Annotated in this window: 23 protein-coding genes; 7 read left to right on the top strand and 16 right to left on the bottom strand. The window is 39.7% G+C overall.

Going from position 1 to position 26,032, the window contains the following annotated elements; genetic code table 11:
* Window positions 1-7 precede the first annotated feature (7 nt).
* Window positions 8-598: a hypothetical protein gene (locus CH361_RS16740; RefSeq protein WP_100791962.1), complete on the top strand. Its 591-nt coding sequence runs from the start codon at window positions 8-10 to the stop codon at window positions 596-598.
* A gap of 9 nt (window positions 599-607) precedes the next feature.
* Here CH361_RS16740 and CH361_RS16735 read toward each other — a convergent pair whose 3' ends face one another.
* Window positions 608-1,915, bottom strand: coding sequence for an ATP-dependent 6-phosphofructokinase (locus CH361_RS16735; protein WP_100791961.1), 1,308 nt, complete (start codon window positions 1,913-1,915; stop codon window positions 608-610).
* An 84-nt stretch (window positions 1,916-1,999) separates the two neighbouring features.
* Between CH361_RS16735 and CH361_RS16730 the strand changes: the two genes are divergently transcribed.
* Window positions 2,000-2,815 (top strand): hypothetical protein, encoded by an 816-nt coding sequence (locus tag CH361_RS16730; RefSeq protein ID WP_100791960.1) that lies wholly within the window; start codon window positions 2,000-2,002, stop codon window positions 2,813-2,815.
* Here CH361_RS16730 and CH361_RS16725 read toward each other — a convergent pair.
* The 10 genes from CH361_RS16725 to CH361_RS16680 all read right to left on the bottom strand — a co-directional run bounded on the left by CH361_RS16725 (window position 2,808) and on the right by CH361_RS16680 (window position 15,931).
* Window positions 2,808-3,197, bottom strand: coding sequence for a hypothetical protein (locus tag CH361_RS16725; protein ID WP_100791959.1), 390 nt, complete (start codon window positions 3,195-3,197; stop codon window positions 2,808-2,810). The genes CH361_RS16730 and CH361_RS16725 overlap by 8 nt on opposite strands.
* A 170-nt stretch (window positions 3,198-3,367) precedes the next feature.
* Window positions 3,368-4,375, bottom strand: coding sequence for a hypothetical protein (locus CH361_RS16720; protein ID WP_100791958.1), 1,008 nt, complete (start codon window positions 4,373-4,375; stop codon window positions 3,368-3,370).
* Between the two features lie 30 nt (window positions 4,376-4,405).
* Window positions 4,406-4,699: a hypothetical protein gene (locus tag CH361_RS16715; protein ID WP_100791957.1), complete on the bottom strand. Its 294-nt coding sequence runs from the start codon at window positions 4,697-4,699 to the stop codon at window positions 4,406-4,408.
* 31 nt (window positions 4,700-4,730) lie between these two features.
* Window positions 4,731-8,447 (bottom strand): methionine synthase, encoded by a 3,717-nt coding sequence (gene metH, locus CH361_RS16710; protein ID WP_100791956.1) that lies wholly within the window; start codon window positions 8,445-8,447, stop codon window positions 4,731-4,733.
* 60 nt (window positions 8,448-8,507) lie between these two features.
* Window positions 8,508-8,807 carry a ferredoxin family protein gene (locus CH361_RS16705; RefSeq protein WP_100792002.1) on the bottom strand — a complete coding sequence of 100 codons (300 nt, stop codon included), beginning with the start codon at window positions 8,805-8,807 and terminating at the stop codon, window positions 8,508-8,510.
* A 48-nt stretch (window positions 8,808-8,855) separates the two neighbouring features.
* Window positions 8,856-10,175 (bottom strand): adenosylhomocysteinase, encoded by a 1,320-nt coding sequence (ahcY, locus tag CH361_RS16700; RefSeq protein ID WP_100791955.1) that lies wholly within the window; start codon window positions 10,173-10,175, stop codon window positions 8,856-8,858.
* The gene (locus CH361_RS16695; protein WP_100791954.1) at window positions 10,159-11,148 is read right to left on the bottom strand and encodes an ArsR/SmtB family transcription factor; all 990 of its coding nucleotides are present in this window, start codon (window positions 11,146-11,148) and stop codon (window positions 10,159-10,161) included. The genes ahcY and CH361_RS16695 overlap by 17 nt, the downstream gene beginning before the upstream one ends.
* A gap of 65 nt (window positions 11,149-11,213) precedes the next feature.
* Window positions 11,214-13,754, bottom strand: coding sequence for a methyl-accepting chemotaxis protein (locus tag CH361_RS16690; protein WP_100791953.1), 2,541 nt, complete (start codon window positions 13,752-13,754; stop codon window positions 11,214-11,216).
* 76 nt (window positions 13,755-13,830) lie between these two features.
* Entirely contained in the window at window positions 13,831-14,958 is a 1,128-nt protein-coding gene (locus CH361_RS16685) for an Lsa36 family surface (lipo)protein (protein ID WP_100792001.1), read from the bottom strand.
* Between the two features lie 52 nt (window positions 14,959-15,010).
* On the bottom strand, window positions 15,011-15,931 hold the full coding sequence (locus tag CH361_RS16680) for a DMT family transporter (RefSeq protein ID WP_100792000.1): 921 nt from the start codon (window positions 15,929-15,931) through the stop codon (window positions 15,011-15,013).
* A 45-nt stretch (window positions 15,932-15,976) separates the two neighbouring features.
* On the opposite strand from CH361_RS16680, the gene CH361_RS16675 reads away from it, so the two are divergent.
* Window positions 15,977-16,279 carry a hypothetical protein gene (locus CH361_RS16675; protein WP_100791952.1) on the top strand — a complete coding sequence of 101 codons (303 nt, stop codon included), beginning with the start codon at window positions 15,977-15,979 and terminating at the stop codon, window positions 16,277-16,279.
* An 11-nt stretch (window positions 16,280-16,290) separates the two neighbouring features.
* On the opposite strand, the gene CH361_RS16670 is transcribed toward CH361_RS16675, so the two are convergent.
* Complete coding sequence (locus CH361_RS16670; protein ID WP_002975661.1) at window positions 16,291-16,569, bottom strand: TIGR04454 family lipoprotein; 279 nt, start codon at window positions 16,567-16,569, stop codon at window positions 16,291-16,293.
* A 65-nt stretch (window positions 16,570-16,634) separates the two neighbouring features.
* Here CH361_RS16670 and CH361_RS16665 point away from each other — a divergent pair, with 65 nt between their 5' ends.
* From CH361_RS16665 to CH361_RS16650, 4 genes are all read left to right on the top strand, one after another.
* Window positions 16,635-16,979 carry a VOC family protein gene (locus CH361_RS16665; RefSeq protein ID WP_100791951.1) on the top strand — a complete coding sequence of 115 codons (345 nt, stop codon included), beginning with the start codon at window positions 16,635-16,637 and terminating at the stop codon, window positions 16,977-16,979.
* Window positions 16,980-17,047: 68 nt separating this feature from the next.
* Window positions 17,048-19,108 (top strand): methyl-accepting chemotaxis protein, encoded by a 2,061-nt coding sequence (locus tag CH361_RS16660; protein ID WP_100791950.1) that lies wholly within the window; start codon window positions 17,048-17,050, stop codon window positions 19,106-19,108.
* Between the two features lie 266 nt (window positions 19,109-19,374).
* The gene (locus CH361_RS16655; RefSeq protein WP_100791949.1) at window positions 19,375-21,153 is read left to right on the top strand and encodes a M61 family metallopeptidase; all 1,779 of its coding nucleotides are present in this window, start codon (window positions 19,375-19,377) and stop codon (window positions 21,151-21,153) included.
* Window positions 21,154-22,113, top strand: coding sequence for a magnesium transporter CorA family protein (locus CH361_RS16650; RefSeq protein WP_100791948.1), 960 nt, complete (start codon window positions 21,154-21,156; stop codon window positions 22,111-22,113).
* A gap of 2 nt (window positions 22,114-22,115) precedes the next feature.
* On the opposite strand, the gene CH361_RS16645 is transcribed toward CH361_RS16650, so the two are convergent.
* From CH361_RS16645 to mtnB, 4 genes are read right to left on the bottom strand one after another with little or no spacing between them, the layout of a single operon-like run.
* Window positions 22,116-23,936, bottom strand: coding sequence for a hypothetical protein (locus CH361_RS16645; RefSeq protein WP_100791947.1), 1,821 nt, complete (start codon window positions 23,934-23,936; stop codon window positions 22,116-22,118).
* Window positions 23,933-24,673: an SDR family NAD(P)-dependent oxidoreductase gene (locus tag CH361_RS16640; RefSeq protein WP_100791946.1), complete on the bottom strand. Its 741-nt coding sequence runs from the start codon at window positions 24,671-24,673 to the stop codon at window positions 23,933-23,935. The genes CH361_RS16645 and CH361_RS16640 overlap by 4 nt, the downstream gene beginning before the upstream one ends.
* Before the next feature lie 5 nt (window positions 24,674-24,678).
* Window positions 24,679-25,413, bottom strand: a complete 735-nt coding sequence (locus CH361_RS16635) for an SDR family oxidoreductase (protein WP_100791945.1) — start codon at window positions 25,411-25,413, stop codon at window positions 24,679-24,681.
* Window positions 25,410-26,030 carry a methylthioribulose 1-phosphate dehydratase gene (gene mtnB / locus CH361_RS16630; RefSeq protein ID WP_100791944.1) on the bottom strand — a complete coding sequence of 207 codons (621 nt, stop codon included), beginning with the start codon at window positions 26,028-26,030 and terminating at the stop codon, window positions 25,410-25,412. The genes CH361_RS16635 and mtnB overlap by 4 nt, the downstream gene beginning before the upstream one ends.
* Window positions 26,031-26,032 lie beyond the last annotated feature (2 nt).

Genomic DNA, 26,032 nt, shown 5'->3' with positions numbered 1-26,032 from the left:
AGTTTTTATGAGACGCATTCTATATGCCATTGCAGTGTTCTTTCGGTTGGACAAACTGCACAAAGCCATGTTAGATGCTGTTATCGAAACACGTGTCAAAAACGCGCTACAAACATCTGACAAATTACGCAAAGAACAAGATCGTTTACGAGAAAAAGAATTTCGTAAACAAATGGAAGACCTACAAAACAATCACAATAGCAGTTTTGAAAACTATAAGTTAGAAACAGAAAATCTAATTCGAATTTTTAAAAATCAAATCCTTGTTGAAAAAAAAGAAGTTTTAAAGGAACGCGAAGTGGTGCGTGAAATGCAACGCCAAGCCATGATTCGCGATAACAGGTTCCAACATTATATTTTACGATTCAAAGAAATTCTTTTTGTGAACAAAAAGGTTGTCGAATCCATCCAAAGTCTTGTCAAAGTAGAATCCAATATCGAAGATCTCTTGTATGAAATTGATAACTATGACGAAAGTAAGTTCATCAAAAAACCAGAGATGATTTTGGATACGGAGTTCTTAAAAGAACTCCATAAAAAAGAGGAAGAAATCCGAGATAACATCCTTAAGTTTCAGAAAAAAGTAGAGAACAGCTGATCTAAAAGATCAGCCCTTCGCCTTCATCACATTGGGTTGTCCGGTGGACGCAAGGAGAGCCCGCCACAAAGTACTCCTTTCTGGACGTAACACCTTCCTTTCCGCAATGGCAAGTGAGATTGGCATCACCGTAAAAACATTGTTCCAAATCCCTACCACACAGCCTGTCCGACCCGCAAAAGCAGCGTGTACTGCATTCTGAGCAAGAAAACCACAGAACACAGAGTCTTCGGCATTGGCAGGAACGGACCGAATGATATAACTGGGATCAATGTATTTTAAATTCAGTGTGACCCCTTCTTTTTTGAAGTATTCCGTAATTTTATCTTTGATAAAGATACCAATGTCCGCCAACTTCTTGTTACCCGACTGGTCTTTTTCCCCTTTGTCTTCAAAAAACTTTTGACCTGCACCTTCTGCCAAAATCACAACAGCGTGCCCTCTTTTTTGTACTCGTTCTTTGAGGACAGGAAGAAAAGCCCCCTCTCCTTCTAAATCAAAATCAAGTTCTGGAATGAGGACAAAGTTTACGTTTTTGGAAGCTAATGCTGAGTTCACAGCAATGAAACCAGAATGCCTTCCCATTAATTTCACAAGACCAATTCCATTGGGTGCACCATTTGCTTCTTCATGAGCACAATTCACTGCTTCGACCGCCTTACTAAAAGCAGTCGAGAATCCAAAAGTTTTTTGGACATAGTTAATATCATTATCAATGGTTTTAGGGATCCCAACAATGGCGATGTCTTCTTTCCGTTTGCGAACTTCTTCTTGGATAGCCTCGGCACCGCGAAGGGTTCCATCACCCCCAATACAAAATAACATCTTCACCCCATAGAGAAAGAGTGTATCCACCATATCTCCAATGTTTTGGTTCCCTCGAGAAGATCCTAAAATGGAACCACCGAAGTTCATGATATGGGCCACTTTATCCGGGGTGAGTTCCACAGGCCGATGACCGAATTTTTTCACTAAACCTTCATACCCAAAAGGAAATCCCAAAATTCGGGGCACTTTGTACCGGTAATGTAGCTCCATCACCAGAGCACGGATCACGTCATTGATTCCTGGGCAAAGTCCCCCGCAAGTGACGATTCCCGCCGTGACTTCTTCGGGGCGAAAGTAGATCTTTTCTTTCGGGCCAGCTTGTTCAAAGAATACGGGGCTAGTTTCTACGGTTTTTTTAGCGTCTTCGGGACCGGAAAATATCGTTTGGAAAAGAACGACGGAATTGTCTTCCGTCCAGTAGTCATACCCTGCTGGGTTTGGGATGGTACAAGGACCAAATTGTTCAACCTTGGTATCATTTTCATTCATTGATAAAACTTATAACAAAAAAAGAGAGGGAGGAAAGCAAATTTCATTGCCAAACTAAGGAAAAGCAGGCAGAAATGCTTTTAGATGCTTAAAAAGACAGTTATCATTACCTTTCTTGTCTCTATGACAAGCCTAACTCTTTTAGCACAAGGTTTGCCTTTTTTTTCCAGTTATTCCTTTTCCGACCCAAGAGCTTCTTTATTCCAAGTGGGAGGATCACATAACGGAAATTTGGCGATTCTAATCCCCTTCCGATTCCCAAAAGAACTCGAACTCGGATATGACGGCAAACTTCCCAAATCAGATGACCCCATTGCGGGGATTCAGATTTTTTCACCAGTCATTCCTTTTGCGACAACTAACCCTTACCGAAATCCAGAAGGGAATTTTGATGTCCGACCAGAAAGGATGAACTCAGCCCTACTCTCTTACCAACCCAATGTCACTTATGTATACTACCGCAATGGTTTTACCTTCGACCTTGGCCTCAGTATGGGAATGTCCATGAACCAAGGCGCTTCTGGCTATGTAGATATAGCAGAGTCTAAAGTACGAATCAAATACAGACTCAATCGAAATTTGTTTTCTTTTATCAAGAACTCTCGTTGGGAACTTTTTCTACAACTTTCAGAATTACATCGTTTTGATAGCGATATCAATAACCGACTAAACTCCTCCATCCGTGCCCAAGAACCATCTAGGACAAATTTTGTGGGACGACAAGTTTACGTTACACCTGGAATCAGTATTTCCAATAGTAACTTAACCTTTGAGGGTATGGTACGGGTTCCGATCAATGCGAGGGAAGCTGGTCGAACTTTAGATGATCTTTGGGCCCCAGAGATACAAGGAAACTTGGGTCTAAAATACTATATGCCCGTAACTGCTCACTCTAATTAGCCAACTTCCATTCCATACTAGCCAAACTAACGACTACTATCATTTCTAAAACAAAATACAATTCACCCCAAATCGTAGTTTGTTCTAAATTCAAAATCAAATAAACCATTGTAACGATACAATATAAAAAATTGGCAAAAGCAATGATCCGCAAATAAAACTTCCACTGTGTGGGATTTAAAAAATAACATAACAAAGAATATACGGAATAGAATACGGGCAAAATAGATAGAATATAAAGTGTTTCCAAAGGCATCCCTAGTGAGTCGATGAAAAGAGGAAGAACCAAAGACAATAATACAGCCGAAAGGATGGCACCAAGTCCATCGATTAAAAAAATATACTTTGGATTGTTTCTTAAAAACTGAAATTGATTTTCCATTGATTTGTTTTTCCTTGGGCACATCGAACTTAGTACAGTATGATCACTTGGTATAAAACCGACCGGGCTCTCCGCTACAATCTTTCCACAACGATTTTATATCCCTATTATTATTACCACGGGAAAGGATTTCCACTACGATCCCTTGTGCGGGCAATATCGGTTCCTTTTTATTTTTTAGTTTCTTTAGAAACGCAAACTGTTTTTGCTTTCACGAAGGCTTTGACCTTTTTCCTGGGAATGGGCCAAAATACATCTCCACCCATATGATGGGAACCAATGTATTTAAGATACTCAAAACTAGATACAAAGTTCACGATTTCAAAAGTAGTACCTCGAGTTGAAGATTTTTGATAACCAAAAACTCTATTTTCGCATTCTGAAGTTAAATACAGATTAGCCCGCCAACTTAGTCTGTCCTTAGCACAAGAATCTGAATAACAATCTACGATTTCTTCAAGCCTTCCTTCCCACTCAATTGGATACTCTGTGATCTGGTTATATCGAATCCTTAATTCACTTTCGTCATACCAAACTAAATGGTTTTCTCCTTCGGACTCCAGAGCATAATTCTTATCTTCCGTATCGTATAAAATCACTCTTTCTTTCTTCCCATAAGCATTGGGGAAAGGATGGCCAAATTGAATTTCTGGGAATCCTGGAACTTTCCCAGTTACTATTGGAATTTCATTTGCTTGAACCAACACGGTATTGCCATTTCTTTCTTTCGTTGGTCCGTACATTTCGTAACCAGTTCCAAACATTGCTGGAGCAATGGCAACGACTGTCATATAACCGAAGCTACCACCATTCCCGGAGTATCCCATTACAGGAACTATTTGGCCGACACAAACTTTCTGACCTGAAAATACGGAACATTCTTTTAAATCAGCAAGATGGAAATAATGATGATAACCCCTATTATCTGTTAGGAGGGAACCGTCATCCAGACGAATCCACCTCATCCCTTTGTGACTTCCGTTTTGAACTTCTGGATCTACCTTTTCAATGATCCCAAAGTATTGTTTTTCTGATTTTGGAAAAGGAAAAAGAACCTGGTCTCCTTCACAAAAGGATTTGTCTTCGCGTATAAGGCAATTTTTTGCATCAATCGATTGTGGAATGATCGCAAAAGAAAAAATGGTGAGAAAATAAAACAGAATCTGGAGCCGATACATACGCCACCACCCTTTGAGGAGAATTTTGGATTATGTTTTACTCACAAACCGCTTCCAAGATAAATCCACATCCATTTTAGAAATCATTTCTTTTTTACGAGAGATGCGAAATTCCTGTTTATCCCAAACAATTAAAGTTTCTTCTGTGGGACAACTCACCTCACCACAACTCACTTCTAAAATTTCGAGTTCCGTTTCTTTGGGAATGTTTGTATATTCCTGTAACCAAGTAGCCAGTTTGGAATGAAAAGGAAATCCACCACCAAGCGTTCCTTTGGCGACAGATTTCCACCCATGATTATGGTCATTTTTGATAAAACCCACTTGGTCCCCCTAAAAGATGTAATTTACTCTTTTAAGATTTAGACTTACGAGATGGATCATAGTTCAGAATTGGTGACAACCAACGTTCTACTTCAGAAATTTCCATTTCCTTATCCTTTGTATAATTCACCACTTGGTCTTCGTTGATTTTCCCAATCGCAAAATACCGAGCTTCCGGATGGGAAAAATAATACCCACTCACACTACTAGCCGGCCACATCGCACAGGATTCCGTGAGTTGGATCCCTGCGTTTTTTTCTACATCCAGGAGTTTCCAAATTTTCTTTTTTTCCGTATGGTCTGGACAAGCAGGATAACCAGGAGCGGGCCGGATTCCCCGGTATTTTTCACGAATCAGATCTTCTTTGGTTAGATTTTCATCCTTTCCAAATCCCCAGTCTTCTCTGGTTCTATGGTGCATATATTCCGCAAAGGCTTCCGCAAATCTATCAGCAAGGGCTTTGACCAAAATGGCATTGTAATCGTCTTGTTTGGCCTCATAAGTCCTAGCCAATTCTTCGATTCCATGTCCCGCGGTGACTGCGAAATACCCAATATAGTCATCTTTCTTTTTATCTTGAGGTGCAATAAAATCCGCCAAACTATAGTTTGGTTGGTTTGTCATTTTGACAGTTTGCTGGCGTAACATAGGATAAGTTCCCAAAGATTTTGTTTTGGTTTCGTCTTCAAAGATTTCCACTACTTCTCCATGAGAAACAGCTGGGAACATCCCCACAACGGCTCTAGGTTTGAGAGTGGGATTTTCCAACATCTCTTTGAGAATGATTTGTGCATCATTATAAAGAGAAGTGGCTTCCTTTCCGATGACTGGATCTTTTAAAATTTGAGGGAATCGACCTTTTAGTTCCCAAGCCAAAAAGAATGGGGACCAATCGATATAGGGAAGTAAATCCTTCAAGGTTACGTCTTCAATTTTTCTAACCCCCGTAAAACTTGGTTTTGGCGGAGTATAAGAATCCCAATCAGCATGGAATTTATTTTTGATCGCATCTTTTATCGGGAGGATATTCCTTTCATTTTCTCTGGAATAAAACTCTTCACGAATTCTAGACTGTTCTTCCACAATCGATTTAGCATAGTCCACGGCAGTTTGCGGATTTAAGGCACTATTCATCACATTCACAACACGAGAAGCGTCCATCACATGAAGGACTGGTTTCGAATACTGTTCGGCAATTTTCACCGCTGTATGTGCTGGAGAAGTAGTAGCACCACCAATGAGAAGTGGAACTTGGAATCCTTGGCGTTCCATTTCTTTGGCCACATAAACCATTTCATCGAGAGAAGGTGTGATTAACCCCGACAGACCAATGGCTGCGACATTTTCTTTTTTAGCAGTTTCTAAAATCTTCTCACAAGGGACCATGACCCCAAGGTCAATCACCTCATAGTTATTACATGCAAGAACTACTCCCACAATATTTTTCCCAATATCATGGACATCGCCTTTTACCGTTGCAATGAGGAATTTAGCCTGTTTACTTTCATCTTTTTGATTACGTTTCTCTTCTTCCATAAAGGGAAGTAAATAAGCCACGGCCTTTTTCATCACCCTTGCACTTTTTACGACTTGGGGAAGGAACATCTTTCCAGCTCCAAATAGTTCCCCTACCACCTTCATTCCATTCATGAGTGGACCTTCGATCACTTCTAGGGGTCTTGCAAAACTAGTCCGGGCTTCTTCTGTATCTTGAGTGACAAATTCATCAATCCCTTTCACAAGAGCGTGTGTTAGGCGTTCTTCTACAGACCCACTCCTCCAGGCATCATCTTTCTTTTGGACTTTCGCCTCACCGTGGAAACTGGCAGCCGCATCGATCAAACGTTCTGTAGCATCAGGACGACGGTTGAGAAGGACATCTTCCACTAGTTCAAGAAGATCTTTCGGAATTTGTTCGTAAACTTCTAACATCCCTGCATTGACAATGGCCATATCCATCCCTGCTTGGATGGCATGGTATAAAAAAACAGAGTGCATGGCTTCACGAACCGGATTGTTCCCTCGAAAAGAAAAAGAAATATTACTTAATCCCCCAGAGACTTTAGCACCAGGACAAATTCGTTTGATTTCACGAGTGGCTTCAATAAAATCCATCGCATAATTATTGTGTTCTTCAATCCCTGTACCAACGGTCAGGATATTCGGATCAAAGATAATATCAGTTGGATCAAAATCTAATTTTTCGACTAGTAGGTCATAAGCCCGTTTGCAGATACGAATTTTATCATCTTTCGTTGCCGCCTGGCCTTGTTCATCAAAAGCCATTACTATGGCAGCGGCACCAAATCTTTGTATGGTGCGGGCGTGATCTAAAAATATTTCTTCTCCTTCTTTGAGAGAAATCGAGTTAACAATCGGTTTTCCCTGGATGCATTTTAAACCAGCAAGTAAAACTGACCACTTAGAAGAATCCACCATAAAGGGAACCCGTGCAATGTCAGGTTCTCCAGCAATTAAGTTTAAAAACTTAGTCATGGATGCTTCGCCGTCAAGGAGGGCTTCATCAAAATTGATATCAATGATATTGGCACCAGCTTGGACTTGTTGGAGAGCCACCTGCACCGCTTCTTCAAAGTTTCCATCTAAGATGAGTTTTTTGAATTTAGGGGATCCTGTGACGTTATTTCTTTCCCCCACATTGATAAATCCTTGGTCTTTGGTGAGTTTGAGTGGTTCAAGGCCAGCGAACGTACTGAGCTGAGGTTGTTCTTTGAGTGGACGTGGGGCAATCGATGATACTGCTTCTTTGGCAGCTCTGATATGAGCAGGAGTGGTCCCACAACACCCACCCACAATATTGAGAAATCCTGATTCCGCAAAATTTTTCATCCAACCACCAAACTCTTCTGGTGTTTGGTCATACCCACCAAATGCATTCGGTAGTCCTGCATTCGGATAACAAGATACGTAACAATCCGCCACTCGGGAAAGTTCCTCGATATAAGGGCGCATCTCACCTGCACCTAACGCACAGTTGATGCCAACGGCAAGTGCTTTGGCGTGTTTGATCGAAACATAAAAGGCTTCCCCTGTTTGACCAGATAAAGTTCTTCCAGAGGCATCTGTAATGGTTACAGAAAGAATCACAGGAATGCGAATTTTACGTTCTTCGAATACTTTTTCAATCGCATAGATACATGCTTTCAAATTCAAAGTATCAATATTGGTTTCTGGTAAAAGTAAATCCACTCCTCCATCCAGAAGGGCCGAAACTTGTTCATAAAAACAATCCACTAACTCATCAAAGGTGACTGCACGAAAAGCCGGATTGTTTACGTCAGGAGAAAGAGAGGCGGTTTTGACTGTTGGGCCAATGGAACCCGCAATGAATACATCCGTTTTTCCCGTTTTTTCTTTAAATTTGGTTACTGCATTTTTGGCGCAAGCCACAGCAGCAAGATTTAGATCACGAACCGCTGACTCCATTTTATAATCTGCTTGGGAAACAACATTCGAACTAAAGGTGTTTGTTTCTATGATGTCTGCACCGGCTTCCAAGTATTCCAAGTGGACGGATTCAATGATGTCTGGACGAGTGATCGCCAACACGTCGTTATTTCCTTTGATGGAAAGTGGCCAATCCTTAAAACGATCTCCTCTGAAATCGTCCTCTTCCAAAGAATGTCTTTGGATCATGGTACCCATAGCACCATCCAGAACGAGGATTCTCTCGTTCATTAATTTTAAAAGAGCTTTTGAAGAAGGATTGGTATATTCAAATTTCATATATTATATCAGTATAAAGTCAAAGGGTATATGGTCATTTCCACATACCCTAAAAGTTATTTATTTACTCGAGTCAGAACACTTCGCACCTTTCAGAGGTGGTTTCGTAGTGACAATGACAGGGTATTTGGTTGCTTCTTTTGCGTTAATCTCAATTGAAGGTTTGTGTTTTTCCGGAACGTCATAGTCAGGAAAAATCGCATCAATCGGGCATTCATATTGACAAGCATTACAATCAATACAAGTATCTGGATCGATGTACAAAGTGTCCGGAGCTTCATGAAAAGCTTCCACCGGACAAACTGCTGCACAACTTGTGTATTTACAATCAACGCAAATTTCAGTTACAACATAAGCCATGAGAAACTCCATTGCCCTTCTTGGGTTTTTCCAAAAAGGGCGATTTTTTTAGTATCGGTAGTGGTCTGGTTTGTACGGACCTTCGAGTGGAACACTGATATAATCAGCTTGTTTTTGAGTAAGCGTTGTCAAACGAACTCCTAACTGCTCCAAATGAAGTGCTGCCACTTTTTCATCCAAATGTTTTGGAAGTCTGTAAACACCCAACTCATACTTTGTAGTATAAAGTTCGATCTGAGCCAAAACTTGGTTTGTGAAAGAACTAGACATGACAAACGATGGGTGACCAGTCGCACAACCGAGGTTAACCAATCGACCTTCTGCAAGAACGATGATGGATCTTCCATTAGGGAAAGTATATTTGTCCACTTGTGGTTTGATTTCTTTTTTAGTGACACCTTTTTCAGAGTTCAAACGAGACATTTGAATTTCTGTATCAAAGTGACCAATATTACAAAGGATGGCACCGTCTTTCATCGCCTTCATATGTTCAAGAGAGATGATGTCGTCATTTCCTGTTGCAGTCACAATGATGTCTGCATTTTCAATCACGTCTTCCACTCTAAGAACTTGGTAACCTTCCATCACAGCTTGGAGAGCACAAATTGGATCGATTTCAGTGACAATCACTCGTGCACCAAAATTACGAAGAGAGGCAGCAGAACCTTTTCCTACGTCTCCGTATCCGCAAACAAGAGCCACTTTACCAGCAAGCATCACGTCAGTGGCACGTTTGATTCCGTCTGCAAGAGACTCGCGACAACCATAAAGGTTATCAAACTTAGATTTTGTAACTGAGTCGTTTACATTGATTGCAGGGATTTTCAAAGTTCCCGCTTTTAATTTTTTATGAAGAGCGATTACACCTGTAGTTGTTTCTTCAGAAACACCTTTGATGTCCACAAGCAGTTGTGGGTATTTTTCGTGAATGTAGTGAGTTAGATCATGACCATCATCAAGGATCATGTTTGGTCCTTTTCCACCGTCAAAAAATAGTGTTTGTTCAATACACCACCAATACTCTTCTTCTGTTTCACCTTTCCAAGCAAATACAGGAATTCCTGCTTTTGCAATGGCCGCCGCCGCATGGTCTTGTGTTGAAAAAATGTTACAAGAGGACCAACGAATGTCAGCACCTAATGCAGCCAAGGTTTCAATTAGAACCGCTGTTTGGATTGTCATGTGAAGAGATCCGCAAATTCTAGCACCTTTGAGTGGCTTAGAAGTTCCGAATTCTTTACGAAGAGCCATAAGGCCCGGCATTTCTTTTTCTGCCAAAATGATCTCTTCTCTTCCCCATTCTGCAAGAGAGATATCCTTCACTTTAAATGGCAATCTTTCCGATTTTGTTTCAGTTGCTGTGGACATAGTGTCCTCCTTCTTCCTTTGTTGCTTTGATCGTTAAAATTTTAAAACTTGATTCTGTTTGGATCTCATTCATAGATCCTACGCAAAAACCTGCATTGGACAACCAAGACTCAAATAACTCGGGTTCAAATCCAAGCCAAAGGTCTGCAAAATTATCACGCATAAACTCCGCGTTGTGTTTTCCTAAATCAACAATACATAAAACCCCACCAGGTTTTAATACCCGTGCCACTTCTTCCAGTACTGTTGGTGGATGAGAGATATGATGCATTACCATAGATGCCACAACCGCATCACAAGAATTAGTTGCTAGCGGCAAATGTTCCATTGGTGTTTGGATGAGGCTAACACTTGGGTTTTTTCCATAATGAGAAGATGCGTTCTCAATCATTTTTGAGGAATTATCAACTCCTGTAACATGTTTGGCCTTGTTTAAGAGAAAAGGGATGAGCCCACCAGGCCCACAGCCTAAATCCAAAACATTTTCACAATTCGGGAGTTCTTGTAAAATCCAAGACCGGTAAAGTTTAGGATGTAAGGTCTCTTCCTGTAATTTTTCCCAACTCCCCGCAATCCCATCAAAAAAGGATTTTGATTTCTTTTCCCTGGTTTCCAGAATTTGATGCACCATCTTTTGGTCCCTTTCTCTAGAGGGGAGATCTTCTTTATATGATAACAATAGTTTGGTGAGCTCTAGAGGAAACTTTAAGTCTGTATCTTCCTCTTCCGGAAGAAAACTATAAACCAAACTTCCTTCCCTTCGAGATCCAATCAGGCCGGCTTCCGTGAGAATCTTTAAATGCCGAGAAATCCTCGACTGGCCCATACCCAAAATTTCCACCACCTCATTCACAGAAAAAGCCCCAAAACTCAGGATATGAAGGATCCGAATCCGAGTTTCATCGGAAATCGCTTTGGTGGCGGCAAGGAGGTGGCCGGAAGGCCTAGATTGGGAAAGGGTTTCTGTTGCCATATCCAAGATATCTACATATCAAGAAATCTTGATATGTAGACTCCGGCAAGCAAATTTCCTAAATTCTAGGAGATTTTAAAGAAATTGATCTTCTTTTTAAGCGTTTCTGCCAAATTTGCGATCCCGTTGGACGTAGCAGTCATCTCTTCTAAGCCTGCGGCTGTTCCTTGGGTCAAATCGTTGATGCTGAAAATGGCCTGAGCCACTTCTCCAATCGCGTTTTTTTGTTCTTCCATCGAAAGTCGGATGGACTGACTGATTTGGTTCACCTTATCCACCTCTTCCCCGACCTTTTGGTTGATGATGAGCTGTTCTTTGGTACTCGCTTCGATGGAATCAGTCATTTCATTGAACGAACTCACACCTTGGATGATTCTTTGGATGAGAGAAATTGTGGTTTCGATATTCTCTCTTCCACTTTCAATTTCTTTTTCATTGGCCTGGATGAGCTCTCCAATGTCTTTGATGGAAAAAGCGGTTTTTTCTGCGAGTTTTCCAATCTCATCTGCTACAACCGCAAACCCACGCCCATACACACCAGCACGTGCGGCCTCAATTGCAGCGTTTAATGCAAGTAAGTTGATTTGTTCCGAAATATTGTTAATGATTTCGATCACACTACCAATTTCTTCCGAACTGTTACTGATTTTGGTGATGGAATTTCTCATCGAATCCAAAGAAGTCTGACCAGATCTAGCTTCTTCTGAAATGAGGGTTACATCTTGAGATGCCTTACCCACTTGTCGTCCAGTAGCTTCAATCAAATTGGAAAGTTCTGCCATTTTTAATTTTAGGAAGTCCACTTTGCGGAACTGATCTTCGGCCTGTGCATCCACGTTTTGGACTGCGGCAGAGATTTCTTCAATTGAGGCAGATATCTCTTCGGCAGAAGCAGCCTGTGTTTGTGCATTAGATGACAACATATTGAGTGATGCTGACATTTCTTCTGCGGAAGAGGCAAGGTCTTCCGAAAAAACTTGGTTGGATCCCACAACTTCAGAAATTTGTCTCAAGGTAGCATTCAGTCCACGAGCAAGTCTTGCGAATTCATCAGAAGATTCCATTTGTACATTATGGCGAAGGTCTCCCACTTCAATATTATGTAAAATCTTACCAATCGTTTTCATAGGTTTAAACCTAGCACTGAAGAAAAGATAAATGGAGATCGCAATAAAGATAGCACCAGCAATGTTAATCACAGTAAGTCCCCTAAGTGCCGTTAGGCTCTCTACTTCAATTTCTTTGATATCAATTGTAGAAAAGAACTGTAGGCCGTATTTTTCACTCACCTTTCTTCGCAGTAAAAAAGTAGAACCTTCCCAAGGATTTCTAAAGGAATCTGTTTCGCCAGCTTCTTTTGCCAAAGTCTCAAATTCAGAATTTTTAAAACTATGCATTAGATACTTAGGATTTGGATGATAGACCATCTTAGATTCTTTATCTAATAAAAAGGAATACCCTGTGGTTCCAATTTTAACCTTCTTTAGAAAGGACTCCATGGCTTTACCGACGAGAAAGGGCATCCCGGCCATACCAATCACAGCTCCATTGGCATTTTTAACTGGGCTTGTGACCATAATCACAATATCTCCGTTAATCGGAGATTTTACAGCAACTCCTACATGGAGTTTACCTTCTTTTGCAGCATTGATATTTTCAAGAACCTCAGGATTGGACCCTAATTTATAACCAACACTTGCTCCATTGGGAAGTCCTGCGGCAACAATGGGGGTTCCTTCATCGAAAGAAGCAAGGAAAGTATTTTCTAAAAGAAGCCTTGAATCTCCAGTAACCTTTGCTAAAACCGGTTCTGCTAATTTATAATTTTTGGTTTCGAGTGCTGTTTTTACCACAGGCAAAGCAACTAATTCCTTTAAATTACTTTCCACCGACTCAAAATAAACATGGATTCCAGCTTCGTTACTTTGATTGAAGTTGTACAACTGATTCGAAAAAGCTTTTTCTAAAGTCTTTGCATTGACATTGAATGCATAAATCAGAACAAAAATGGCAAGGACCATAACCATAAGAGAAAACATAATAGGAACTGTATTCCTTAGGTTTCGGTAATAAGGAGAAATCTGTTCTTTAAATGTTACCTGGAAACTATCATCTTCTAATACTAAATGAGAAGCTCTTTCTAAAAGAATAAAGGAAAAGATAACATTGAGAATGGCAGTTAAAAACAATACACAAACAATATAAAACGAATCCGATTTGCTGGTTTCCGGAAGATAAAGCATAGGACCAACAACAATAGGAAGGGCTAAAATCCATTGGGACGCACCGACCAAAGCACCAGTCACAGGTGTTCTTGCAATTAGGTTCCAAACGTTCACATAAGTTTGTGTGCTCTTTTCTGTTTGGGACTCAAGATCCACTAACCCTTGCTTAATTTCCTTAAGCCTCTTAGGGAAAATGAAGGCAGGAAGTAATAAACTGACTAGAGCCGCTGCGATTGTAGAACCGATGAAGGTTTTTACTTGTAAGGGACTCAGGTCGACATAGAACAAAATTAGAGCAATTCCAATCGGAACCACAATCCCCAAAGAGAAAACTTGAGAAGCGAAAAAGAAAGCCCGGGAGTAGCGTTTGTATAAATTCATTGAAACTTAGACCTAAGACTTAAGGTAAATTTCGCGATCCCTATGGCAAGGTTTTATGGATTTCCCGGAAGTTTTCCTAAAAGGATAATTTCACTCCTAGATTTGCAGAGTAGAGATCTTTGCCACCATATAAACCTTCTGCAATGACTTTCACGAGGAAAAGATCTAGTTCTAATCCTACAATGCCGTAGCCAATTCCACGTTTGGAGTTGGATTCACCGGAAGCACGAAATCCCAGAGTGGCATTTGGATTTTGGGCAAGAAGTTCCTTATCAAGAGCTGCTTGGTACTCACGAGGAATTTCCATAGGTAGTGAATCGTTAAGAGTGATGAGAAAAGGGCCTCGTCTAGAAAGAGAAGCGGAATTACTTCCCGAATTCCAACTATAACCTCCACCCACAATGACGTTCGCGATCCAGAATACACCAAGACCCGTACGTAAATCTACATTTGTAGTTTGGACTTTTGTATTGAAAACAAAGTTGGTATCTCCACCCCACTTTCCTTTCACACCTTGGAATTCAATTTGAGCCGCCTTCCCTTCCAAGTAACTGAGGCTCATATTTTGTTCCATTACATGATGACCCACACCAACATTGATTCCATTCCAAGTGATGAGGTTCATTAAAAAACCTTCTTTTTCTACCAGTTGGTAACGAAGCATCCCACCATACGAGCGTACGGCGATACGGCCTTCATAATTTTTATTATTAGAAGCTGACTGAATTTGGTCTTCTGTCACAGCAACATTCATACCATGTAGGAAAATTCCAATTCTACGAATGTAGCCACCTTCTTCTGTACCTAGTAACCAACCTGGATTCAAATCCAAATGAAAGGAAGGAATGACAGCTCCCCCCACGTTTGGAAGTTTTGGATATTTGATATAAGAATCTTGAATTTGGATGTCATCTTTTTTATATCCGGCAGCAGAGGCACTGACGCCAAATTGAATCCGTCTTACAGTTCCTGTACCAATATTACTTGCACCTATATTAGCGAGAAAACCCGCTTCTAAATTGGTTTTGAGTACTTCATTTAAATAACCAGTTTCAAATTTTTTAAGGGAACCATTCCCAGCTTCTGTCAGCGTTGGCGGTAAAAAACCACAGGCCGATCCTTCACAAGTAAATTGCGCATACAGCTCCGATTGGGATACTGTTGTGACAAATACGAGGAGAAGTAGCAGATTTCGTAAGTTCATATAGTTCATTAATTCTCTACTGGTCGTAACAATTGGAAAGAAAAATTCTCTCTCAAACAGACACTTCTTTTGCTTTTTTTGCCGTACTAATCCAAAAAACACCAGTAAGTACGAATAAAGTACCAATGCTATGTAACATAGTAATTGGTTCATCCAGTAACCAATACGCAAGGAAAAGAGTCGACATCGGTCCAACTGAGCCAACGATAGCAGCTGTTTTACTACCAACTCGTTTAATCCCTTCAGAAACAAAAACTGCTGGCACTACTGTATTCACAGTACCCATGACAAAAGCAAGTGCATAAAATGAAAACGGTTGGATGAGTTCTTTGTAAGATCCAAAAATAGCAAAATGAAGAAACACGACAAAAGAAGAAATGATGAGTGCCCAAGCTGTAAACTTTCTTGCACCTAACTTAGGAATGATGGAACCACTGCCCATCAAATAAATCGCATAAGTAAGAGCAGAAAGCAAAATAAAAAAAGCACCCAAACTTACATCTTTCGCAGAACCGAATTGAACATCCTGCCCATAGGCTAAAAAAACTCCAGTGTACGTAAGAATCAGAGAAAACACTTCTCTTTTATGAATTTTTTTCTTTAAGAATAAAAATGATAATAAAACAACAAGAGTAGGATAAATAAAAAGAATGATTCGTTCGAGACCAGCACTGATGTATTTGAGTCCTAAAAAATCAAAAAGACTGGCTAAATAATAGCCAACCACTCCCATAAAGAAGAGATTCATCACATCTTTTTTGGTCAGAGAGGTTCTCCCTTCTTCTCTTTCTGCTTTCCAAGCCATCCAAGCCAAAAAAGGAAAAGCAAAGACCATTCGAAAGAAAAGGGATCCAATCGGTGAAATTTCATAACGATACGTCAACTTAACAATCACGGCTTTCGCGCTAAATAGAAGTGCTCCGATAAGAACAAGCACCACCCCTTTCCATTCTGTACTCGTATTTTCTTTCACTAAACCCATCCTGAAATTGCCGAGAAATCCCGATAGTTTTATTGAATGAAACTAACTTTGATTTTGGGAGTATTTCTAGTTTTTGGATTTGTCCTTTGGGCAGACTCAAAAGAGGAAATTTCCAAACCCTTACTCCGAGTTTTCCCCACCTTCCGACCGGAAGAATGTGAAGACTGGGCCATTCGACCTTTCATTTGCAAAAGATGTTTATGGGAAGGGAAAAGATACGCACAAGAAATTCGTTTTTTTGAAGATGGACCCTACCGGACTCATGGATGTTACAAGGAACCTGGGGGATTTGAAAGTTTAGAAGGTGAGACAAAAACCGGGAATGGGAATCCCCGGTAGAATTTGTAAAATTATTTTTTTACACAACCCATAATGCCAGCAAAACCTGGAGCATTTTTCAAACAGTTTGGATCAAATTTTCCTTCCATACACTGATCGATCATTTTTTGTTTACCTTGTTGCAATCCTGCGAGAACTGGTGCTGCTGCTGGATTCTTTTTAGCTTCCTCTTCAATTTGAGTGAATGTGCTAGCGAGAGCAGACTCACACTCTTCTTGGGTATACACTTTGGATTTACAATTAGCCAAGAAAAGCCCGAGAGCGAGCGCCAGAATGAGGGATTTTTTCATGAAAAACTCCGATACATAGATTTCATGATAACTTCTTTTTTAGAAAGGGATTTGAAAAGAAAAAAATGATCCATCACATTGCCATCGGTACTCCGAACCCTTCCAATTTAGCAGAGTTTTATCTACGAATTCCAGGTGCAAAGAAAACCAGGGAATTCCATTATCCGTCTGGGCTTTTGCGTTCTATTTGGATCGAGTTTGGTTCCATCATCCTTATGTTAGAAGAAGGAGAAAAAAGTTCCCCCCGTGCTCTTGTATTTTCCTTTAACGAAAACGATAAATCTAGCTGGATCCAGTTTTTAAACCAGATAGAAATCCAAAATCAAACAGAGTATACGGTTTACTTCTTAGATACGGATGGGAATTTACTCGGCCTCAGCCAATATCCGGAAAAACTCAAAATCATTTAGGAAATGTGTTGAGAAAACACCTAACCTCCTTATGGTAACAATTCACTTAGGAAAGAATATCCAAAAGAATGAACATCAAACAGAAGTTAGCTTTAGGTACATCAGTCATTACACTGTTTTCATTAGGAGTTATACTCACTCTTATCTCTTATGTCATATATAAAAATGCAAAAGAAAATGCATTAGAGAATATCTCTGTCCTTGCAGACAAAATTTCTCTCGATGTTGGTGATTATCTTTCAGGTCCTTTAAACGAAGCTTACCTTCTCAAACAGATTTTACAAGAACCAAACCTACTCGATCGAGATCGTATTTTTCGAATTTTAAATTTGATGACGGCTTCAAACGAGTCTATCTTAGGGACTTATGTTGTATTTGAACCGAATGCTTTTGACGGGAAAGACTCTAACTATCGTAATGCGAATTTTCACGACAAAACAGGAAGACTAATCCCCTATTCTGTAAAATCCAATGGAAAAATCATCATTGAACCTGTAGTTGGGTCTGATCTTCCTGAATCCGATTTTTACCAACTTCCTAAAAAAAACAAAAAAGTGGAACTCATTCCTCCTTTTGATTACAAAGTAGATGGTAAAGATGTCACAATGATTTCTCTTGTGTATCCGGTTCTCCGAAACCAAACCTTTGTAGGGATTGCTGGTGCTGACCTTTCCTTAGAAACCATCCGCACTTACCTTCAGAACTTAAAAATTTTAGAAGGCACAGTAAAAATTACTCTCGTAGCAAGTAATGGTTATGTATTATTCAATGGCCTTCATCCTGATACTACAGATGTACAATGGAAAGACAAAGAAGATATTTATGTAAACTTAGCTATGTCTACGAACCAAAGACAAAATTATTCCGATTCCGACTACTTCCATGTAAGTTTACCCATTCAACTTGTCGAAAATACTGCGCCTTGGACACTTCGAGTTTCTTATCCACAAAGTAAGATTACTAATGAAATCCAGTTTATCTTTTGGATTGCCTTAGGCCTTGGGATTACAGGGATTTTGTTCTCTACATTAGCCAATGTCATTATCTTTCGTAAACTTGTAGATAGTAGATTACAAACTTTGATTGCATTCACCAAAGATGCAGCCAGTGGAAATCTCTCAAAAGAAATCAGTGACAATCATAAAGATGAAATTGGGAATTTAGTAGAAGCAGTAGTGGCGATGATTGAAAGCATTCGCCATATTTTAAGTGTGGCTCAAACTTCAGGATCCGAACTCAAAGAAACTTCTAGGTTTATGGAAAACACCATCATCGAACTTTCTGATTTAGCCCAGAGCCAAGCGGCTTCCTCAGAAGAGGCCAGTGCCACGGTGGAAGAACTCAATGCCTCTTCAGAAACCATCAATTCCAATGTAGTGCAAGCGGTAGATAATTCTAAATCCATTCATATTTCATTACAAGCCATCCAAACCTTGGTTCAAAATATCACAGTAGAAGTGGAATCCTTTGGACAAATTGCCGTCCTTGCCAACAGGAAAGCAGAAGAAGGAAGAAATATGGCAGGGCTCACTTCTAAAGCCATTGAAGAAATCCAAGAGAAGTCGCTTGCCATTACTGAATTTTCTGAAGTCATTTCTAATATTTCAGAGAAAACTAGTCTACTTGCATTAAACGCAGCCATTGAAGCAGCTCGGGCAGGAGAATCTGGACGGGGGTTTGCCGTAGTAGCAGAAGAAATTTCAAAACTTGCTTCCCAAGCAGCAGAATCCGTTTCACAGATCAACACTCTATCAGAAGAAGCATTAGACTCCATTCAAAACGGAGGAACCCAAGTCACGAATCTCATCGACTTACTTCGAGAGATCATCAAAGAAGTTTCTGTTATTTTTGAAAAGGCGAAAGAAATTGTTCCTCTCATCCAAGATCAAAAGACAAAAACAGATCAGATTTATGAGGAAATTGAAGAAATTACTTCGTTAGTAGAATCAATCCAACAATCAACAGAAGAACAAAAAAGAGCCACATTTGAACTATCAAATATGACAATTAATATTTCTAATGGCTCGCAAATCCTCTCAGAACAATCCGAAACCATGTCAGCAAACTCTCTTCGCATGACGGGAATTAGCGCTAAAATCTCTGATGTCTTATTAAAATTCAATCTCTAAGGAATCTTTCCAAGCGACTGCATAAGCCCGAAGGAGACCACCCGTTCGGAACTTGGAAAGACCTGTGTCTGGTCGGTTTTGCAACAAAGCTTGAGGCGTTATTGCCCAGCCACCTCGCGAGTCAAAAATCTTTTGTTGTAACAACTACTTTCCAAAAAGACCACCTCCTTTGCTCATACCTTAGCTATGCCTTTTCTAGTACTATAGAGAAATAACGTCAAGAAAACATTTGATCAAAACTAAAAATAAAAGAAGATAGGGTTACCATGGCAAAAGAACCACAGGAAAAAACCGGTACCGAATCCGGCCAGTCGAACTCACTCCATCTAGATTTTGAGGTCTCCATTTTTGATCTTTTCAAACATTACTTTCAGGTAAAACTCCGAGTCCAAACAGACCAAACGGAGTTAAACTTTTGTCTACCCAGTTGGACCCCAGGTTCCTATATGATCCGAGATTACGGAACCCATCTCCATAAATTCAATGTTAGAAATTCAAAAACGGGAGAAATCATTCCATTCGAGATGATAGACTTACACCGTTGGAAATTAAAAAACTTACCGGCAGAATTCGAAATTTCATATATTATTTATGCTTTTGAAGACTTTACCGTTAGGACAAATTATTTAGAAACAGAATTTGGATTTATCAATCCACCAGCTTTGTTTTTATACCCTGAAGGGAAGTTAAACCAACCATCCACAGTCCAGTTCCAAGTCTCTGAATTCTTTCCTTATGTGTATTCTAGTCTAACTCGAAACGCAGAAAACTCACACGTCTTTTATGCCAACGATTTTGATGAGTTATTTGACTCACCTTTTCACTTGAGTAAACAAAATTCTGTTTTTTTTGCCGCAGGAGAAACCAAACATGAGTTACTCGTCGAAGGTGATGTGACCTTTGATTTCAAAACAAAACTTGCCAGTGACCTAAAACGCATTACAGAAACTCAAATCGAATGGATGATGGAGTCTCCTAATCCCTACTATTTATTTGTACTAAATTTAAGTTTGCCAGCTTATGGAGGACTTGAGCATAGAGCTTCTAGCATAAACTACTTCAATCCAGAACTCATTTCTGATGAAGAAGAGTATAAAAGACTTCTCGAACTTTTATCCCATGAATATTTCCATCTCTGGAACATCAAAAGGATTCGGCCCATTGCCCTTGGTCCTTTTGATTACCAAAAACCTAACCTAACACGAGAGTTGTGGATTGCAGAAGGATTTACTAGTTTTTATGATGTATACTTTCTGTATCACTCTGGATTTTTAACCAAAGAAGAATACTTTTCCAAACTCCAATCCGATATTTTTTCTTTAGAAGATAATGATGCAGATTCTTGGATGAGTTTAGAAGAATCTTCATTTACGGCATGGACGAAATACTATAAACGAAACGGAAATAGCCACAATATTACCGTTTCTTATTATACTAAGGGAGGAGTCCTTGCTCTATGTATGAATTTATTTTTACTAAGAGAATCAAAAGAGAAAAAAACAATCCGACATGTTTTCCATAAATTGAACGAAGTTTTTGTCAAAACGAAAGGCAGAGGATTCACCAAACAAGAGTTCTTTGATACAGTAAAAGAAGTCACAGATGTGGATTTAAAAACAGAATTTAATGATTATTTAGAAAATCCAAAACCCATTCCCGTAGATCATTATTTAGATATCATTGGAATTCGAAGGATCCAAACTGATCCAACCGGAGATACAGGTTTCAAGGCCAAAGAAAAAAACGGGAACCTTTACATCCAAAAACTCCTCCACAAATCAGAAATCCCATCATTCGATCTTATGTTAGACGATGAAATTCTGGCCATCAATGGGAAACGGGCCACAGCAAATTCCCTTCAAAAACTGGAAAAAAATCTCCGTCCTGGAGAAAAATTCCACCTCATCCTTTCAAGGTCAGGTAAAATCAAAGAATCGATGATCACTGCATCCGAATTCTATAAAACTAAAAAATTTGTGATCGCAGAAGACTGTACTGATGATAGAAAAGAACTCAGAGATTTTTTCCTAAGGAACATTGTGTAAATGCCAGCTCTCTTTAATTATATCTTAACACCTTCGAGTAAAGATGAGGTGCTCCTTGACAGACCTCTCCCCCTTTCTCACAGACACCCCAAACATTGGATCCATATCACTGCTGAAAACGAGGAAAAACTCATGTTCCTCTTTCAAAAACATGATATTCACCAACTTACCATTGAAGATATTTTAAATCCGAATAGCCGAATCAAACTCGAGATTTTTCCCAATTATATCTTTTTTGTTTTCCGAGGGTTTCACTTTGAAAGAAACCAGCTTACACAAAAGAATTTTAACTTTATTTTAACTCCAAACCAAATCATTTCCTTAACACTTGATTATCGAGATAGCATTGGTGACTTGATTGATCAGTGGAAAGTGAATAATAAAATCCTAGCCCGCGGGTATGAGTTTGTGGTTCATAAAATTCTGGATGTGGAAACTGACCATACTTTAGCCATCACTCAGAAACTAGAAGAAAGGATCGAACATTTTGAAGATCAAATTTTTGGAAATTCCAAGTCTTTAGATATCAGTAATGTTTATAGTTTGCGAGCAAGCCTTCTTTCGATTAAAAAAGGGATGTTACAAAATAAAGAAGTTCTAGAAGATTTAGAAAAAATCAAAAACAGCTTTTTTAGTGATGAGGCAGATGCTTTCTTTCGTGATGTAAGGGATCATTCCCTTCGCATTCTAGAACTTGTGGAAAGTAATATTGAATCGATTTCATCGGCACTCGAAGCACATATTGCAATCTCCACTCGTAAAACCAATGAGATCATGAAGATACTTACCATCATGACGGCCATTATGTTACCGATGTCCCTTGTTGCGGGGATTTATGGGATGAACTTTCGGCATATGCCCACTTTAGAATGGGAATATGGTTTTATCACCGCCTTAGGTGCTATGGGATTTTTAGGTTTGATTATGTTACTCTATTTTAGAATAAAACGTTGGTATTGATTTTAAATCAGTGCTCGGATCTGGACTAGAAGTTCAGGGTCTTCCAAGGGAGGTTCTATTTCTCCTCTGGTCCACTGATTGAATAAATCCTTCAAACGTTTGTTCAGTGAGTCAAATTCAGGAGAGTTGGGGAATAAAATGACCGAACTTGCTTTCACCGATTTACCCGTTGTGGAAATAAATGCAAAATCAGGAATCATCTTCTCTAAAGTCTCTGCAGAGAATGCAGGATAATTAGAACCCAACCAATCCACAGAAGGCAAACAATTCTTTTGGAAATAAGCATCACTGAGGGCAGAAGTAAGAGCCCGTTTTAGTTGTTGTTTTTTCTCTTTTTCAAACCGCTCTTCTCTTTCCCTTAGTTTTTTCTTAAAGAAATTTTCCCTACGTTTTTGGTATAAAAACTGACGATCCATTTGTGCATAAGTAAGGATGGATTTTGCTTTCGCATAACCTGAGTTTACGATCGGAGAAATACCTAAAAAATAAAAAAGTTTATAAAACCAAGGAATATAATTAAAATAAACGGACTGGAGATTTTTCCCATAAGTTTTCACAAACTCATCATCTTTAAATAGAGGTTTTAATTCTTTTTCATTTAACTCAATGACGGCTTTTAAATATAAAATATGTTCGGTAGTGAATCTATAATTTTGAAAAATTAGATGATTGATATCCTTTATATTGTTTTGATTGTTATTCACAAAAATAGCAATTTTGGAATCTTGGTCATGCCATTCCGCAGAAAGGACTTTGGGATTTTTTCTGAGAAGATCCACGATGATGGTATCATGTTCATTGTCCTTTTCTAAATTGATACGAAGTAGTCTAGAATCAAAGTCAAATTGACTATCTAACATCTTCATATATACTTTGAGGAGTCGGTCTACTTCCCGTTTTTTTTCAACCTCAGCATATTTGGCCGCCATCTCGGCAACTTTTCTCAAGTTATGAACTAAAGGGTAAAATCCATTTTCTTTTAGAATTTCTTTAAATCCATATAACATTTCAATTTTAGAACGGATTAAATCAATTTCACTTGGTTCGGAATTCCCACTTACAGGGGCTGTTGTATGAATCCGATCTAAGCCCAATCGAATTTCACCATCGAATGCCTTTGCCAAAGGTTCCACTTTGGTCATTAAATATTCGTTTGCGATATGTAAAAAACTTGCCGCCTCCATCTCTGGAATCGAATAAAATCCCACATGTGGTAGGACGATGATTTGGGGATCCGCTTCCAACTCATCTATGATCAGTCCACGCGAACGTTTTAACATTTCAGCTGACGGTTGTAAGGGGAACTGTTTGGGTTCCAATATTCGATCCAGTTCATCACCGGATCCCTTTGTTTCTTGATAATCAATATCAGCTAGTTTGTTTAACACATTACGCCAAGTATCTTCTGTTAAAATTCGTTTGGCTTGGATGTAATGATATAGATGTTCTGTAGACCTTGCGATGAATAGTTTGTATGGTTCTTCCAATGGCATTCCCCCTGGAAGGCCCACAAGAAAATTGACAAACCGTAATTCACCGAGATCTGCATCGTATTTAATTTCAAAAAGTTGAGTGGTCAGTCCGTAGTCAATGAGTTGCCACATGGCATCCAAACCAGTTTCGTGATCCATTTTTAGTTTTTCAAAATTAGAATCTGTAGGCCGAAACAAATGACCAGATTCAATATTTTCACGAGAACTTTGGATCTCCACTGTCTTCATAATCGACAATGCTTCTTTTTGTAAAATAATCCCTGATGACCTGCCCAAGGTTTCTTTGGTCGTCAGTTGCAAAAAATGATCATGTGGAGGTGATATTCTCATAAAATCGCTGTAAGTCCGCCATCGACGGTCCAATTGGATCCAGAAATATAACCGGATTCTTTTTGAAGAAGGAAATTCACCACTCGGGCAATTTCGGAAGGTTCTGCAATTCTCCTAACAGGTGTCTTTTCTATGATTTTTGTTTTATGATCAGAGACTTGGTCTTCTTGGATTCCCATTTTTGTATCTACAAAACCAGGGCTTACTGCATTGGCAGTGATTCCAAATTTGCCCCATTCATCCGCAACGGAACGAATAAATCCAACTAACCCATGTTTGGAGGAAGAATAAGCCACTGAATGGGCTGAACCCACAATGGACAAAGAAGAAGCAATCGCAACAATCCGTCCAAAACTTTGGGTTTTAAAAATTGGTAAAACTAATTTAGATAAAAGAAACAAACTACCAAGATTGATTCGAAAAATGGACTCCCATTCTTCTGCAGAAACTTCTGTGATGGGGTGATAAGGTCCGCCAAACCCAGCATTGTGAACAAAACCATAAAGATCACCCACCTCAGAACTTTCCTGGATGATCTTGGCAAGGCTCCTCTCTACTACAAAGGGAGTTTCTGCCAGGTCTACCTCTCGGTAGGTCTCTTGTAAAATGGGGGATGTAGGCCGAACTTTGTCCAAATTCCAAACAGAAAACCCCGCAAGGACGAGGGTACGAACGATTTCCCTTCCAATCCCTCCACTGCCACCGGTCACGAGTACAATCGATTCCTTAAATTCCATGGGAACTATAAAATTCCTTTTCTTGGGGTAATGGATAAGTCATCCACAAATACAGATTTAGGCAAGTGGGAAATGCTCCATAAATACTCAGAAATGTCTGAGATGGAAATCATATCATTCTTGTCAAACTGCGGTCTTGTATCCCAAATTTCCGTGGCGACGGCTCCAAGACTGACATGAATCACCTTAGTTCCCCAAGGTTTCCATTCTTCTCGGAGTGCTCTGGTTATTCCCAAAACAGCATGTTTAGAAGCACAGTAAGCTACCGATTCTGGAAATCCTTGTTTTCCCGCAGTGGAACCTAAAAACACAAAGGTGGAACTACGAAAGGAAGAAAGAAGCGGAGAGAAGGCCTTCGAAAGTAGAATGAGAGAATGGACATTCAGTTGGAAATGAGATGCGAGATCTACCACTTCCAGTTGGTCAATGGGTCCAAACACACCATCACCGAGAGCAAAGTAAACCATAAGGTCGGTAGTCTGGAATGTGGATGATGTCACGTTTATTTGAGATCGATATTTGGAGGCAAGTGAGGATTGAAACATTTCTAAGTCTTTTGGATTTTTGGCATCCCAAGAAAATGTTCCTGATTGACTTTGTGAGAAATGCGAAAGATCCGAATTTCCCTTTCTGGAAAATCCAAAAAGAGAAACAGAGCTGTCCTTTAAAAACCGCTTGTGAAGCCCTTGTCCAATTCCGGAACCAATTCCAAAAATATACACATGGGCACCTTCTTTCATATCCGTCTTGCCATCACTTGCAAAAGGAAATGAACTGCTTCTAAATGTTTGTTCGCTTCTGCTACAGATTTTCCCCAAACTGTCGGGCCATGGCCTTCAATCAGTAGAAAAGGAACTTGTGGTTTCCCTTTGGTTTCAATGTAACGTTTGATTTCCGAAGCAATGGTGGGAACATGAGTGTGGTTATAAAAAACAGGAAACTTGAGATTGGGTTTTTCATCCCAGATCCCAAAAGCCTTGATGATTTCAATCGGAGGCAAAGTAATATCTCGAAAACCCTCTTCCTTTCCTACTCCAAAATCTAAAAGATTGGAATCCAAAGTATGGACATGAAGGGCAGCACCAGCATCTGGGATCTGTGAATAGACCACCTGATGGATGCTAGTTTCCGCTGAAGGTTTGAGACCCTCACCCGCAGAAACAAGTGATCCGTCTTTGACTGATACAGATACAAAATCCTGATCAGTAAGTTCACCCTTATGTTTTCCAGAAGCAGTGATCCAAAACACTTCCCCCTCTCGTGCAGAGAGATTCCCAGCAGTGGCATACATCCACTGCCTTTCATAATAGGTATGGGAAAGTTTTGTCAGTTCCTTTAAGGAAGGGTGAGAATCCAAAT

Source organism: Leptospira brenneri (assembly GCF_002812125.1).
Classification (GTDB): domain Bacteria; phylum Spirochaetota; class Leptospiria; order Leptospirales; family Leptospiraceae; genus Leptospira_A; species Leptospira_A brenneri.
The sequence above is the reverse complement of the archived record's forward strand: the minus strand, read 5'-3'. Positions and strand labels throughout refer to the sequence as shown.